This is a genomic window from Bacillus sp. EB V-12 (assembly GCF_056158125.1).
This window is the reverse complement of the sequence record NZ_JBUXJL010000018.1, coordinates 1-14,063: the sequence shown is the minus strand read 5'-3', so window position 1 is coordinate 14,063 and position 14,063 is coordinate 1. Positions and strand designations below refer to the sequence as shown.

At 37.8% G+C, this 14,063-nt stretch carries 21 protein-coding genes; 19 read left to right on the top strand and 2 right to left on the bottom strand.

Going from position 1 to position 14,063, the window contains the following annotated elements; translation table 11 throughout:
- Positions 1 to 16 precede the first annotated feature (16 nt).
- From ACZDYH_RS27995 to ACZDYH_RS27915, 17 genes are all read left to right on the top strand, one after another.
- Positions 17 to 667 carry an adenylate kinase gene (locus ACZDYH_RS27995; protein WP_001048989.1) on the top strand — a complete coding sequence of 217 codons (651 nt, stop codon included), beginning with the start codon at positions 17 to 19 and terminating at the stop codon, positions 665 to 667.
- Positions 667 to 1,413 (top strand): type I methionyl aminopeptidase, encoded by a 747-nt coding sequence (gene map / locus ACZDYH_RS27990; RefSeq protein WP_000582539.1) that lies wholly within the window; start codon positions 667 to 669, stop codon positions 1,411 to 1,413. Before ACZDYH_RS27995 ends, map begins: the two co-directional genes overlap by 1 nt.
- 68 nt (positions 1,414 to 1,481) lie before the next feature.
- Complete coding sequence (gene infA / locus ACZDYH_RS27985; RefSeq protein WP_001029884.1) at positions 1,482 to 1,700, top strand: translation initiation factor IF-1; 219 nt, start codon at positions 1,482 to 1,484, stop codon at positions 1,698 to 1,700.
- 35 nt (positions 1,701 to 1,735) lie between these two features.
- Positions 1,736 to 1,849 (top strand): 50S ribosomal protein L36, encoded by a 114-nt coding sequence (rpmJ, locus tag ACZDYH_RS27980; protein WP_000868344.1) that lies wholly within the window; start codon positions 1,736 to 1,738, stop codon positions 1,847 to 1,849.
- Between the two features lie 21 nt (positions 1,850 to 1,870).
- Entirely contained in the window at positions 1,871 to 2,236 is a 366-nt protein-coding gene (rpsM, locus tag ACZDYH_RS27975) for a 30S ribosomal protein S13 (RefSeq protein ID WP_000090788.1), read from the top strand.
- A gap of 24 nt (positions 2,237 to 2,260) precedes the next feature.
- Positions 2,261 to 2,650, top strand: coding sequence for a 30S ribosomal protein S11 (gene rpsK, locus ACZDYH_RS27970; protein WP_000101798.1), 390 nt, complete (start codon positions 2,261 to 2,263; stop codon positions 2,648 to 2,650).
- Positions 2,651 to 2,830: 180 nt separating this feature from the next.
- A complete protein-coding gene (locus tag ACZDYH_RS27965; RefSeq protein WP_000569643.1) occupies positions 2,831 to 3,775 on the top strand; it encodes a DNA-directed RNA polymerase subunit alpha in 945 nt (314 codons plus the stop codon).
- Between the two features lie 35 nt (positions 3,776 to 3,810).
- On the top strand, positions 3,811 to 4,173 hold the full coding sequence (rplQ, locus tag ACZDYH_RS27960; RefSeq protein ID WP_000331490.1) for a 50S ribosomal protein L17: 363 nt from the start codon (positions 3,811 to 3,813) through the stop codon (positions 4,171 to 4,173).
- Between the two features lie 103 nt (positions 4,174 to 4,276).
- Positions 4,277 to 5,119: an energy-coupling factor ABC transporter ATP-binding protein gene (locus ACZDYH_RS27955; protein ID WP_000711757.1), complete on the top strand. Its 843-nt coding sequence runs from the start codon at positions 4,277 to 4,279 to the stop codon at positions 5,117 to 5,119.
- The gene (locus ACZDYH_RS27950) at positions 5,095 to 5,976 is read left to right on the top strand and encodes an energy-coupling factor ABC transporter ATP-binding protein (protein ID WP_000406533.1); all 882 of its coding nucleotides are present in this window, start codon (positions 5,095 to 5,097) and stop codon (positions 5,974 to 5,976) included. The genes ACZDYH_RS27955 and ACZDYH_RS27950 overlap by 25 nt, the downstream gene beginning before the upstream one ends.
- Entirely contained in the window at positions 5,964 to 6,758 is a 795-nt protein-coding gene (locus ACZDYH_RS27945) for an energy-coupling factor transporter transmembrane component T family protein (RefSeq protein WP_001186526.1), read from the top strand. The genes ACZDYH_RS27950 and ACZDYH_RS27945 overlap by 13 nt, the downstream gene beginning before the upstream one ends.
- Positions 6,759 to 6,772: 14 nt before the next feature.
- Positions 6,773 to 7,516, top strand: a complete 744-nt coding sequence (gene truA / locus ACZDYH_RS27940; protein ID WP_002098927.1) for a tRNA pseudouridine(38-40) synthase TruA — start codon at positions 6,773 to 6,775, stop codon at positions 7,514 to 7,516.
- 152 nt (positions 7,517 to 7,668) lie between these two features.
- Positions 7,669 to 8,106, top strand: a complete 438-nt coding sequence (gene rplM / locus ACZDYH_RS27935; RefSeq protein WP_001260793.1) for a 50S ribosomal protein L13 — start codon at positions 7,669 to 7,671, stop codon at positions 8,104 to 8,106.
- A 21-nt stretch (positions 8,107 to 8,127) separates the two neighbouring features.
- Positions 8,128 to 8,520 carry a 30S ribosomal protein S9 gene (rpsI, locus tag ACZDYH_RS27930; protein WP_000079986.1) on the top strand — a complete coding sequence of 131 codons (393 nt, stop codon included), beginning with the start codon at positions 8,128 to 8,130 and terminating at the stop codon, positions 8,518 to 8,520.
- A 161-nt stretch (positions 8,521 to 8,681) separates the two neighbouring features.
- Positions 8,682 to 9,110 (top strand): DUF2521 family protein, encoded by a 429-nt coding sequence (locus tag ACZDYH_RS27925; RefSeq protein ID WP_001101005.1) that lies wholly within the window; start codon positions 8,682 to 8,684, stop codon positions 9,108 to 9,110.
- Positions 9,111 to 9,176: 66 nt separating this feature from the next.
- Positions 9,177 to 9,890, top strand: coding sequence for an N-acetylmuramoyl-L-alanine amidase CwlD (gene cwlD / locus ACZDYH_RS27920; RefSeq protein WP_000822439.1), 714 nt, complete (start codon positions 9,177 to 9,179; stop codon positions 9,888 to 9,890).
- A 144-nt stretch (positions 9,891 to 10,034) separates the two neighbouring features.
- Positions 10,035 to 11,102: an Mrp/NBP35 family ATP-binding protein gene (locus ACZDYH_RS27915; protein WP_000256628.1), complete on the top strand. Its 1,068-nt coding sequence runs from the start codon at positions 10,035 to 10,037 to the stop codon at positions 11,100 to 11,102.
- A 171-nt stretch (positions 11,103 to 11,273) separates the two neighbouring features.
- On the opposite strand, the gene gerD is transcribed toward ACZDYH_RS27915, so the two are convergent.
- Positions 11,274 to 11,891, bottom strand: a complete 618-nt coding sequence (gene gerD, locus ACZDYH_RS27910; protein ID WP_000827295.1) for a spore germination lipoprotein GerD — start codon at positions 11,889 to 11,891, stop codon at positions 11,274 to 11,276.
- A 139-nt stretch (positions 11,892 to 12,030) separates the two neighbouring features.
- Between gerD and kbaA the strand changes: the two genes are divergently transcribed.
- On the top strand, positions 12,031 to 12,642 hold the full coding sequence (gene kbaA / locus ACZDYH_RS27905; protein ID WP_001088527.1) for a KinB signaling pathway activation protein KbaA: 612 nt from the start codon (positions 12,031 to 12,033) through the stop codon (positions 12,640 to 12,642).
- Positions 12,643 to 12,759: 117 nt separating this feature from the next.
- Here the strand turns inward: kbaA and pdaB are convergent, their stop codons facing one another.
- On the bottom strand, positions 12,760 to 13,524 hold the full coding sequence (gene pdaB / locus ACZDYH_RS27900; RefSeq protein WP_000464703.1) for a polysaccharide deacetylase family sporulation protein PdaB: 765 nt from the start codon (positions 13,522 to 13,524) through the stop codon (positions 12,760 to 12,762).
- A gap of 170 nt (positions 13,525 to 13,694) precedes the next feature.
- Here pdaB and ACZDYH_RS27895 point away from each other — a divergent pair, with 170 nt between their 5' ends.
- The gene (locus ACZDYH_RS27895; RefSeq protein WP_000901147.1) at positions 13,695 to 13,913 is read left to right on the top strand and encodes a hypothetical protein; all 219 of its coding nucleotides are present in this window, start codon (positions 13,695 to 13,697) and stop codon (positions 13,911 to 13,913) included.
- Positions 13,914 to 14,063 lie beyond the last annotated feature (150 nt).

Sequence of the window (14,063 nt, the reverse complement as noted above, 5' to 3'; positions counted from 1 at the left end):
CTGAGGGGGAACAAGGATGAACTTAATTTTAATGGGGCTTCCTGGTGCTGGTAAAGGTACACAAGCCGAACAGATTGTTGCCAAGTATAACATCCCTCACATTTCAACAGGAGACATGTTCCGTGCAGCTATGAAGGCTGAAACTGAAATGGGTCTACAAGCAAAATCTTTTATTGATAAAGGTGCACTTGTTCCAGATGAAGTTACAATCGGAATCGTTCGTGAACGTTTAAGTCAAGACGACTGCGTAAGAGGTTTCTTACTAGACGGTTTCCCACGAACTGTTGCACAAGCATCAGCTCTTGAAGAAATTATGAAAGATCTTGGCAAAAAAATCGACTATGTTTTAAACATTAATGTGGATTCAGGGTTGTTATTAAAACGCCTTACAGGCCGTCGCATTTGTAAAGAGTGCGGTGCGACTTACCACTTAGAATTCAATCCACCAGCAAAAGCTGATGTGTGCGATAAATGTGGTGGCGAATTATATCAACGCTCTGATGACAATGAAGAAACTGTAGCAAATCGTTTAGATGTAAATATTAAGCAAACAAAACCTTTGCTTGATTTCTACGAAGAGCTTGGTTACTTACAAAGCATTAATGGTGAGCAAGATATCAATAAAGTATTTGCTGATATCGATGTTCTCATCGGAGGCTTAGCGTAATGATAATCTGCAAAACTCCTCGCGAGATAGAAATCATGCGAGAAGCTGGCAGGATCGTTGCTTTGACTCATCAAGAGTTGAAACAGCACATTACTCCAGGAATTACAACGAAAGAGCTCGATCAAATAGCGGAAAAGACGATTCAAAAATATGGTGCTACGCCATCTTTTAAAGGATACAACGGATTTCCGGGGAGCATATGTGCTTCTGTAAATGAAGAGCTTGTACACGGAATTCCAGGGAAGCGCAAGCTCAAAGAGGGCGATATCATCAGTATCGATATTGGTGCGAAATACAATGGGTACCATGGAGATTCTGCATGGACGTATCCAGTTGGAAACATTTCTGAATCTGTTCAAAAGCTACTTGATGTCACAGAAAAATCGTTGTATCTTGGTCTAGAACAAGTAAAACCAGGCGAGAGATTATCAAATATCTCACATGCGGTTCAAACCCATGCTGAAGAGAATGGATTCTCGATCGTTAGGGAGTATGTTGGTCACGGAATCGGGCAAGACTTACATGAGGACCCTCAAATCCCGCACTATGGTCCACCAAATAGAGGCCCTAGATTAAAGCCGGGAATGGTCATCTGTGTTGAGCCGATGGTGAATCAAGGAAGACGATATGTAAAAACACTATCTGATGACTGGACAGTGGTAACGGTAGATGGTAAATGGTGTGCCCATTTTGAGCACACGATTGCTCTTACAGAAGCAGGATACGAAATCCTTACCACTTTATAAGTAGCTGGCTCTCCGGGATTTCAGAGCAGTGTAAAATGTTACTGATTTGAAGAAGGGAGAACTATTGAATGGCTAAAGATGATGTAATTGAAGTCGAAGGTACCGTTCTTGAAACGTTGCCAAATGCTATGTTCAAAGTAGAATTAGAGAATGGGCATGTCGTATTGGCTCACGTTTCTGGTAAAATCCGTATGAACTTCATTCGTATTTTACCAGGAGACAAAGTTACGGTAGAATTATCTCCGTACGATTTAAATCGTGGTCGTATTACGTACCGTTTTAAATAATATAGCACTCCGTAATCTTTAAGGAGGTTCGAGACATGAAAGTAAGACCGTCAGTTAAACCAATCTGCGAAAAATGTAAAGTTATTCGTAGACGTGGAAAAGTAATGGTTATTTGTGAAAACCCTAAACATAAACAAAAACAAGGTTAATCAGAAGGAGGTGCATTCGTAATGGCACGTATCGCAGGTGTAGATATTCCTCGAGACAAACGCGTTGTTATTTCTTTAACTTACGTATTCGGCATTGGTCGCACAACTGCTGAAAAAATTCTTGCTGAAGCAGGTATTTCTGAAGAAACACGAGTTCGTGATTTAACGGAAGACGAATTAGGACGTATCCGTGATATCATCGATCGTATTAAAGTTGAGGGAGACCTTCGTCGTGAAGTATCTCTTAACATCAAACGTCTAATGGAGATCGGTTCTTACCGTGGTCTTCGTCACCGTCGTGGTTTACCAGTTCGTGGTCAAAACTCTAAAAACAATGCTCGTACACGTAAAGGTCCACGTCGTACAGTAGCAAATAAAAAGAAATAATAAGTAAAGGAGGTTGAACTAACAATGGCACGTAAAACAAACACTCGTAAAAAACGTGTGAAAAAGAATATTGAAGCTGGTATAGCTCATATTCGTTCTACTTTCAACAACACAATCGTAACACTTACAGATACTCACGGTAACGCACTTTCTTGGTCTAGTGCTGGTGCACTTGGTTTCCGTGGATCTCGTAAATCTACTCCATTCGCTGCGCAAATGGCTGCTGAAACTGCTGCTAAAGCTGCAATGGAACACGGTTTAAAAACTTTAGAGGTTACTGTTAAAGGTCCTGGTGCTGGTCGTGAAGCTGCAATTCGTGCTCTTCAAGCTGCAGGTCTAGAAGTAACAGCAATTAGAGATGTTACTCCAGTTCCTCATAATGGATGTCGTCCACCAAAACGTCGTCGTGTGTAATTTTTCTGTATAGAATTTTCCCTTTTGTCTATAATGGATATGATGCATTATCGAGAAATTTCGTACAGAAACATCGCTTGTTGTGCACAATCGGGAACTGCCTAAGGGGGACTTTCGGTTAGACAGGGGTTATACCTTTGTTTAACCGGGGTTTCGACGTTTTGAAGGAGGGTTTAGTTAATGATTGAAATCGAAAAGCCGAAAATCGAAACGGTTGAACTTAACGAAGATGCTAAATATGGTAAATTCGTAATTGAACCGCTTGAGCGTGGATATGGTACTACTTTGGGTAACTCCTTACGTCGTATTCTTTTATCCTCACTCCCTGGTGCCGCTGTTACTGCTATCCAAATCGATGGCGTATTACATGAATTTTCAACAGTTGAGGGCGTAGTAGAAGACGTTACGACGATCATCTTAAACTTGAAAAAGTTAGCTCTTAAAATCTACTCTGAAGAAGAGAAGACGTTGGAAATTGATGTACAGGGCGAAGGTATTGTCACAGCTGCTGATATTACTCACGATAGTGATGTAGAAATCTTAAATCCAGATTTACACATTGCAACGTTAGCAAAAGATGCGCATTTCCGCGTGCGTTTAACTGCAAAGCGTGGCCGTGGGTATACGCCAGCTGATGCAAATAAAAGCGAAGATCAACCAATAGGAGTAATTCCTATTGATTCTATTTATACTCCAGTATCACGTGTGACTTACCAAGTGGAAAAGACACGTGTCGGACAAGTGGCTAATTATGATAAGCTTACGCTTGATGTATGGACGGATGGAAGCATCGGGCCAAAAGAAGCTATCTCTTTAGGTGCCAAAATCTTAACTGAGCATTTAAATATCTTTGTTGGTTTAACTGATGAAGCACAAAATGCTGAGATTATGGTCGAGAAGGAAGAAGATCAAAAAGAGAAAGTTCTTGAGATGACTATCGAAGAACTAGACCTTTCTGTTCGTTCTTATAATTGCCTAAAACGTGCAGGAATTAATACTGTACAAGAGCTTGCGAACAAAACAGAAGAAGATATGATGAAAGTTCGTAACTTAGGACGTAAATCCTTAGAAGAAGTTAAACATAAACTTGAGGAATTAGGTTTAGGTTTACGTAAAGACGACTGAGGATTTAAACCCATCAACAAAGGAGGGAACTACGAATGGCATACAGAAAATTAGGCCGTACAAGTGCGCAACGTAAAGCTATGTTACGTGATTTAGCTACTGATTTAATTATCAACGAGCGCATCCAAACGACAGAAACTCGTGCAAAAGAACTTCGTTCTGTAGTGGAAAAAATGATCACTTTAGGTAAACGCGGAGATCTTCATGCTCGTCGTCAAGCAGCAGCTTTCATTCGCAATGAAGTAGCTAACGCTGAGACTGGTCAAGATGCACTTCAAAAACTATTCGCTGATGTAGCTCCACGCTATGCTGAGCGCCAAGGCGGATACACTCGTATTGCAAAAATTGGTCCACGTCGCGGAGACGCAGCACCAATGGTAATTATCGAGTTAGTATAATGATAATTAAAAGGGCAGGACAGTTCTTTTCAAGAAACTGGTCATGGCCCTTTTTTTTAAATATAAAAATAGGCTAACTTGGCGAAGGAAAGGGTGCCTTCTATTGAAAAAAGAGAAACTTCGGATAGAAAATATATCATTTCAATATCCTGGGGCAGCCACTTATGCATTAAAAGATGTTTCATTTTCCTTATATGAGGGAGAATGGGTATCTATTATTGGTCAAAACGGTTCAGGAAAGTCTACACTTGCAAAATTATTGAATGGTTTGTTTTTGCCAGAAGCAGGGACTATTACAGTAAATGATACAATGGTTTTATCAGAGGAAACGGTATGGGATGTTCGAAAACAAATTGGAATGGTATTTCAAAATCCAGATAATCAATTTGTTGGAACGACAGTGCAAGATGATGTTGTATTTGGCTTGGAGAATATCGGAATGCCAAGAGAACAAATGATTGAAAGATTAGAACAGGCCTTGCAACTTGTCCGTATGGAAGATTTTCTTAATGATGAGCCTCATTCCTTATCTGGTGGGCAAAAGCAGCGAGTGGCAATAGCAGGCGTTTTAGCACTTCAACCATCTATTTTAATATTAGATGAAGCAACGTCAATGTTAGACCCTCAAGGGAGACGTGAAGTAGTAGAAACGGTTAGACAACTTGTTACTCAAAAAGGTATTACCGTGTTATCAATTACGCACGATTTAGAAGAAGCGGCACAGTCAGATCGTGTCATTATTTTAAATAAGGGAGAAATATTAGAGGAAGGGACTCCAGAAAAAATTTTCAAATCCTCTCATATGCTCCAAGAAATTGGCTTAGATGTACCGTTTTCGGTGAAAATAGCAGAATTATTAAAAAGAAATGAAATTCTCTTGCAAAATACGCATCTTACAATGGAAAGCTTGGTGAACGAACTTTGGAGATTACATTCCAAAAAGTAGAACATCGTTATCAATATAAAACTCCATTTGAAAGACGCGCACTTTATGATGTAGACGTGTCGTTTCCAAGTGGGGGCTATTATGCCATTATCGGTCATACTGGTTCAGGAAAGTCGACGATGATTCAACATTTAAATGGTTTATTGCAGCCGACAAATGGTACAGTTCAAATTGGTGAACATTTGATTTCGGCAGGAAAGAAAGAAAAAAAGCTAAAGCCACTACGTAAGAAAGTAGGGGTTGTCTTTCAATTCCCAGAACATCAGTTGTTTGAAGAGACTGTGGAGAAAGATATTTGTTTCGGCCCTACTAATTTTGGAGTATCTGTAGACGAAGCAAGGCAAAAGGCTAGAAAGGCAATTGAACTTGTAGGGCTAGAACCAGAACTGTTAGCACGTTCTCCGTTCGAATTAAGTGGTGGACAAATGAGACGTGTTGCTATAGCGGGTGTACTGGCAATGGAACCTGAAGTGCTTGTATTAGATGAACCTACAGCAGGACTAGATCCAAAAGGGCAGAACGAACTTATGGAGATGTTTTATAAGCTGCACAAGGAGAAGGGTCTTACAGTCATCCTTGTAACGCATAATATGGAGGATGCTGCTCAGTATGCGGAGCAGATTGTAGTTATGCATAAAGGAACGGTCTTTTTGCAAGGAAGTGCAGAGGAAGTATTTTCACATGCTGATGAACTAGAGAAAATTGGTGTGGATCTTCCTATGTCATTAAAGTATAAACGTGCAATTGAAGAGAAGTTTGGTATTTCAATTCCAAAGGCTACCTTATCTTTAGAGGATCTTACTCATGAAGTTGTGCAGGTGTTACGAAAAGGTGGTCATGAATCATGCAGCAGTTGATTATTGGGAGATATATCCCGGGGAATTCACTTATTCATCAACTTGATCCACGTACGAAGCTGCTGATTGTCTTTTTATATGTATTTGTTGTTTTCTTAGCAAATAATGCGATTTCATATGGATTTTTATTTTTATATGCACTCATTGCTTTATTTTTTGCAAAAGTGCCGATTCGTTATGTACTTTCGGGCTTAAAACCAATTTTATGGATTTTTCTTTTTACATTTTTCCTGCATATTTTTACAAATAAAGAGGGGGATGTACTATTCCAGCTTGGTTGGTTTTCGATATATGAAAAAGGATTAGAGCAAGGGATATACATTTCTGTACGATTCTTCGTTATTATTTTAATGACGACATTATTAACGTTAACGACGACACCTATTGAAATTACAGATGGTTTGGAGACGTTATTAAAGCCGTTGAAGCGTATAAAGGTTCCTGTTCATGAAATCGCATTAATGATGTCAATTTCTCTTCGTTTTATCCCGACATTAATGGATGAAACGAGTAAAATAATGAAAGCACAAGCGTCACGTGGTATTGATTTTGCCGGGGGACCGATAAAAGATAGAATGAAAGCTATTATTTCACTGCTCGTTCCTCTGTTTATCAGTGCTTTTAAGCGTGCAGAGGACTTAGCCATTGCGATGGAAGCTCGTGGATATCAAAGTGGTGAAGGACGTACTAAATTTAGGCAACTACGCTGGAAAACAAGCGATACAGTAACGATTGTCAGCTTATTTTGTTTAGCTTGTATTTTGGCATGGGTGCGATCGTAATGGAGAATAGAGAAATGGATAGAATAAAATGTACGGTTGCATATGATGGCATGCATTTTTGTGGTTATCAAATTCAGCCGAACCATCGTACTGTTCAACAGGAGATAGAAAAAGCATTGCAGAAATTGCATAAGGGAGAACTTGTTCGTGTTCAGGCATCTGGTAGAACAGATTCTACAGTTCATGCAAAAGGACAAGTAATACACTTTGATACTCCTTTGTCTCTTGAAGAATGGCAATGGATTAATGCTTTAAACACAATGTTGCCAGATGATATTGTTATTAGGCAAGTAGAGAAAAAAACAGAAGAATTTCATGCACGTTACGGTGTTGAGAAAAAAGAATATCGTTATCGTGTATTATTATCAAAGACTGCGGATGTATTCCGTAGAAATTACGTATATCAATATCCATACCCGCTCGAAATCAACTCTATAAGAAAAGCAATTCCTTATTTTATTGGAACACATGATTTCACTTCTTTTTGTTCGGCAAAAACTGACAAAAAAGATAAAGTGCGAACAATTTATGAAATCGAGTTAATTGAACAAAATGATGAAATAATTTTTCGTTTTGTAGGTAATGGATTTTTATATAATATGGTCAGAATTATTGTTGGTACGTTACTTAGCGTAGGGCAAGGAAAGCTTGATCCTGATAGCATTCCAGAGATTTTAGCGAAACAAAATCGTCAGTTTGCTGGAAAGATGGCTCCAGGTCATGGGCTTTACTTATGGGAGGTAAACTATAACAACTAATCCTGGTGTAACATTTGCTTGACATTAGAAACTCAAAAGTATATCATAACATATGGTATTGTTTCTAAAACCACGATTAGCCCCGGAAGGAAATCGTGTTTAAGATAAACAATAGATTTTTTCTATGGAAAAGATAACGAGGAGGGAAACACATGCGTACGACTTTTATGGCAAAAGCTAACGAAGTTGAGCGTAAATGGTATGTGGTTGATGCTGAAGGTCAAACTTTAGGTCGCCTTGCTAGTGAAGTAGCATCCATTTTACGTGGTAAAAACAAACCTACATTTACACCACACGTTGACACGGGTGATCATGTAATTATTATTAACGCTGAGAAAATTCATTTAACAGGTAATAAATTAAACGATAAAATTTACTACCGTCACACTAACCACCCAGGTGGACTTAAGCAAAGAACAGCTCTTGAAATGCGTACAAACTACCCTGTACAAATGTTAGAGCTTGCAATTAAAGGCATGCTTCCAAAAGGACGCTTAGGCCGTCAAGTTTCTAAGAAACTTAACGTGTATGCTGGAGCAGAGCATCCACACCAAGCACAAAAACCAGAAGTTTACGAACTTCGCGGATAATTAATTAAAGGAGGGCTTACTTTGGCACAGGTTCAATACTATGGCACTGGACGTCGTAAGAGTTCAGTAGCGCGCGTACGCCTAGTTCCAGGCGAAGGACGCGTTATCATTAACGGTCGTGATTTTGAAAACTATATCCCATTTGCTGCATTACGTGAAGTAGTGAAACAACCTCTAGTTGCAACAGAAACTTTAGGTAACTACGATGTACTTGTAAACGTAAATGGTGGTGGATACACTGGTCAAGCTGGTGCTATTCGTCACGGTATTTCTCGCGCTTTATTAAAAGCTGATCCAGAATACCGTCTAACATTAAAACGTGCAGGTCTATTAACTCGTGACGCACGTATGAAAGAGCGTAAAAAATACGGTCTTAAAGGCGCACGTCGTGCACCTCAGTTCTCAAAACGTTAATTTTTGCGAACTACAAACCCCAACCATTTTGGTTGGGGTTTTTTATGTTTCATTCCTCTTTTGCAATTTTTATAGCTTGGAATATTTTAGTGCTCCCGCCACGCGTATGCTTCTTCTTTAGAAGTTTAGACTAATACGTATTAGGGAGGTTTATATGTACTATGAATGTCATTGTCAGCTTACAAGAAAAACAAAAAGAAAAGCAGTTAAAATACGAGCGGAAGATGTTGCGGGAATTATCATTAAAAACATTGCGTTCAAATATTCGTGATGCCTTTCAAATGCAAGAGCTTCATCGTCAGTATGAAGATTACTGTATTGAATTAGGGATAGAATCTTATTTATTAGGAGCGAGATACAGTAAATTTGGTTATTATGGTGAATCGTTTTTTGATGTGAAATATAGAGCTTTAGAAGAAGAACAACAATTAACTGAAACGCTATTTCAATTTTTAACGAGTATGACTATGCGAGAAATAAAGTTGAAAGATGAGGAGTTACTTTTTGAATCTTGTCAGCAGTTTATAGGATTGTGGTGGCAAGAAGGGTATGAAAAAGGTGAAAGAAGATATCGATTAAAGCTTCATTAAGACAAGCATAAACTTTCCTCTTGTCCCATATAAGTAATTAGAGGGACTAGCTGGAGGAGGAAAGGTATGAAGAGAATTCGAATTATCTCTTTTGCACTCGCTGCGGTTGTATTGTTTTTTTTAGTCAAGCAAGAATTTCAAATTACAAAATCGTGGCGAGCTTGGAATTTACCCTTATCAGGGAAAGTAATTGTGTTAGATGCTGGGCATGGTGGACCAGATGGAGGGGCTGTTGGTGGAAAGGATATTATAGAAAAGGATATTACGCTTGAAATTACAAAAAAGGTACAAGACTATTTACAAGAACAAGGTGCACTAGTTATTTTAACGCGTGAGGGAGATTATGATTTAGCTAACAAAGATACAAAGTCATATAGTAGACGTAAAGCAGAGGATTTAAAAAAACGTGTAGAAATCATCAATAAACCTGATGTAGACTTTTTTGCAAGTATTCATTTAAATGCTTTAACTAGTAGTGGATCGAAAGGCGCACAAACGTTCTATTACCGCTCTTCGATTGAAAATGAACGTGCTGCAAAATTTATACAGGCTGAATTGAGAACAAGTTTAGAGAACACGAATCGTTCTGCTAAGACAATTTCGCATGTATATTTATTAAAGTATTCTAAAACACCAGGTGCTTTAATTGAAGCTGGCTTTTTATCGAATGTGAACGAAAGGTATATGTTAAATTCGGAGAAATATCAGCAAAAGGTAGCAGCTGCAATATACCGTGGTATATTACGTTATTTCACGGAAAAAGGAAATCCTCCAGAATAAGGAGGATTTTTTTGAGCTTCTCTCGTTAACGAAGTTTTCGGAAAATATGTTATACTGGAAATGTAAACGCATTTATTTCAAGGATAAGCAGAGATAAATTCAATTAACATTACGTTATTTTTCATACAGGGGGCTGGGCTAATTATGGTAACGAAAGAGCAAGTGGTTGAAGCGTTAGAAGGGATTGTAGATCCGTTTTTACATAAAACATTAAAAGAAACAAGTGCAATTAAAGAGGTAACAGTCAAGCCAGAGAAGGAACATGTGAGTGTCAAAATTGCAATCGTAAAAACCGGTACAGCGGAACAAATGCAGTTGCAGTCTGGAATTGTAAAGTTAGTAAAAGAACTTGGGGCAGCAACAGTTGGACTTCGTTTTGCAGAATTTACAGAAGAGGAATTAGCTCAGTTTGCACCGGAACAAGAAGAAGAGCAAAGTGAATCTTTATTGTCACCTAATTCAAAAACAACATTCTTAGCAGTAGCGAGTGGAAAAGGTGGCGTGGGAAAATCAACTGTTTCCGTTAACCTTGCAGTTGCTTTAGCTCGTTTAGGAAAAAAAGTTGGTATTATTGATGCGGACATTTACGGTTTTAGTGTGCCAGACATGATGGGGATAGAAAAACGTCCTATCGTAAGAGGTGACAAGATAATTCCGGTGGAACGTTTAGGTGTAAAGGTAATCTCAATGGGCTTCTTTGTAGAGGATAATGCACCAGTTATTTGGAGAGGACCTATGCTTGGGAAAATGTTAAACCACTTCTTCACAGAAGTAGAATGGGGCGATTTAGATTATTTAGTACTAGATTTGCCACCAGGCACAGGTGATGTTGCGTTAGATGTGCACTCAATGTTGCCATCTTGCAAAGAGATTATTGTAACGACGCCTCATCCAACAGCTGCGTTTGTAGCAGCGCGTGCTGGAGCGATGGCATTGCGCACTGAACATAGTATTCTTGGTGTTGTTGAGAATATGGCATATTTTGAAAGTAAGGTAACTGGTGAGAAAGAATATGTATTTGGAAAAGGTGGGGGAGATAAGTTAGCTACCGAATTACAAACGAATGTTCTTGGTCGTATTCCACTGCAACAACCCGATTGGAATAAAGAAGACTTTGCTCCTTCAGTATATGAAGATACACATACAACGGGCATTATTTATAGTAAAATAGCTGAAACAGTAATTGATAAAACAGCTGTTACACAAAAATAAAGTGAAACTTTAATCAGTGGGGTTCACCTGTTACTGACAACAATAAGGCTTTTGTTGCTAGTAAACCTTTCGCTTAATTAGAGGGGTCCATTTTGTCTGTTAATAGCAAGATAAAGTAATAACGAGTGAACAATATATAAATTGTCCACTCGTTATTATAGTTATTATTTTTTACTGTTCTTCCTTCTTCTCGCCTTGAGAACCACCGTCACCGCCTGCTTCTTTCTTGCCAGATCCGCCTTTTTCAGCTTTTTGCACACCTTTACTAATGATATCAATCATCTTGGCTTGGAAGAGTGGACTTTCAGCAGTTTCTGTTAGTACTTGTTGTAGATATTGACGGTATTCTTTACTCTTCATTGTTTGTAACATCATTTTTTCTACTTCAGGATTTTTCATAATTTCTATAACGCCTGCTTGGTATTCAGGGTCTTTTAATAAGGTTTTCATTAATTGAGTTTGTTCTTTCCCCATACTTTTAGCAAATTTTGATGAGAACTCAGGATCTTTAAAGAGCTTTTCCCAGAATTGTTGCCCTTTATCGGATACCATGGCATCTTCAATCGTTTTCTTTACTACTGTTTCATCTAGTATGAGTGCTTGTTTCATTTTTTCATCAGTTAATACATCTTGAATAGCTTTCTTACCTTGATCTGTTTTTAAAATATCAACAATCATTTTCTTTGTTTGATCGTAATCTAGTTCGGATTTCGTTTCTTTTCCTTGTGCGCATGCTGCAAGTGCGATAAGTAGAAAAGAAGAAACGAAAATGAATAGCATCCGTTTCATAAGTTGGAACTCCTTTCAGCACAGTTCTCTCTTTTTAATATAAATATCTTTAAGGAATTTATACATGAACATGGCTAGCTTTTTGAAATTGTCATTGATACAATTTAATTAGAAATATAAGGATAATGGGGGATGTGTTGTGAATAGCCGCAAGTGGGTACGACTATTTTTAACGACGTTGTTTCTTGGTGGGATTAGCACAGTTATTATTGGTTTTGTTTTGGAGTGGGACAAGTACAATAAATTTTTTCAAAATTTCGACGGTAAGGAGATTTTAGCAGTATCTTTCTGGCTGATGGGTGTAGGATTTATTTTTAGTGTTATAAGTCAAATGGGATTCTTTGCATATTTAACAATCCACCGTTTTGGACTAGGGATGTTTCGCTCATCTTCTTTATGGAATGCAGTCCAGCTCTTCTTTATTGCATTCGTATTATTTGATTTTGTGTATTTAAGATCTGTACTTATTGCAAATGGGGAAGTCTCGTTAGGGAATAATATACTTGTTGCTGGAATGTTATTTGTGTTTGGAGCAATTGTTGCTTATGTAAAAAGTAAAGAAACAAATAAAAAAGCATTTGTGCCAGCTCTGTTCTTTATGGTTGTTGTAACGATCCTTGAATGGGTACCGGCGCTTCGGATTAATGATACAGATTGGTTATATTTAATGGTTATACCGCTATTGTTATGTAATGCATATCAATTACTTGTATTACATCGTTTAATCGGAAAAACAAGTAAATCAGCTTAATAGAGAGGTTTTATAAAACAGCAGTTATAATGTTGTAAATGGTATGATTAAAAAAGCTCTACCACCTTCTTGAAAGGTAGTAGAGCTTTTTATGCGTGAAGAGTAGTAGGGAAGAAGCTACTTCACATCCTCACTTTTCGTACTTGTGTTGGAAATAAGTTGTGAAACGGATATTTGCTCATATCCATCACTTTTTATTTTTTGCAGGAGCAGCGGTAAAGCTCTATTTGTTTGAAGGGCAGAATCGGATGCGTGTAATAAGACGATATCTCCACCTTTCAAATTATTAGAGACAGTGGAAACGATGTTATTTACACCTGGGTTTTTCCAATCGTTTGAATTATTACTCCAATGCACGACGGTGTATCCAAGTGATTCTGCGATTTTAAGGGTTGCTTTGTTAAATTCGCCACTAGGTGGACGTAACAGCTTGACTTGTTTTACACCAAGTTTTGTAAAAACATCTTGTGCTCGTAAAAGGTCTCGTCTTATTTCATTTGTCTCTAGAGAAGTATAGGATGTGTAATTGTACCCCATACTACCGATTTCGTGTCCATCTTTCATGATTCGCTCTACAATATCGGGGTGTCTTTCGGCCCATGCAGCAGAAAGGAAGAAGGTTGCATTCTTAATTTCTTTTTCTTTAAGAGTATCTAGGATTGGAATTGCTTTTTTGTCTCCCCAACTAATATCAAACGTAAATGCAACTTGCTTTTTAGCGGTGTCTCCTTTGTAAATTACTTTAGGGCCTGTAGCAGTTGAAAAAGCAGATTCATGTGAATATGTTTTTAAAAAGAGTAGCCATGCTGTAAATAAGGAAAGTATCACTATTAAGCTAATGTGTTTAAAATTTCTCTTACTCGTAATAAAAAAGAAAAACATAATATTACGCCCCTTTGTCCAATCCTTTTCAGTTACATATATGCTGGAAATATAAAAAAGAGAACAAAGGATTAATATCGTAAGTAGTGGATATAATGGATGATAGGATTGTGATAATTGAAAATGAGCGGAACGTTTATTGTTGCGTAAGGAATTATTGAGGTGATTGTTTGCTTGGGCTGATGTTGACAAAAGAAGAGAGAAAAGAAATGGAATACATATTGAAGAGAGAATTAGAGGAACTTTTATTTGATTTTGAAGATGAGCGTATTCATGAAGTTGTAAAAAAAGCCATGGAAGAAAGATATAAAATCATTTTCTGTTTATTCCGGAGAGTAGCTAACACAGAAGAATGTATTCGTTATGTAAGAAAAAGAATTTTTTATTAAAAAGTGTTGACGTTAATAGTTTGTATATGTTAAATTAATAACCGTCGCTGATGCGGAAACGCAGAAAACGACAAAAAGAAATTGAAAAACTTAGTTGACATTAACTAACGAAGATGTTAACATAAGGAAGTCGCAAACGAGCGACCAAGT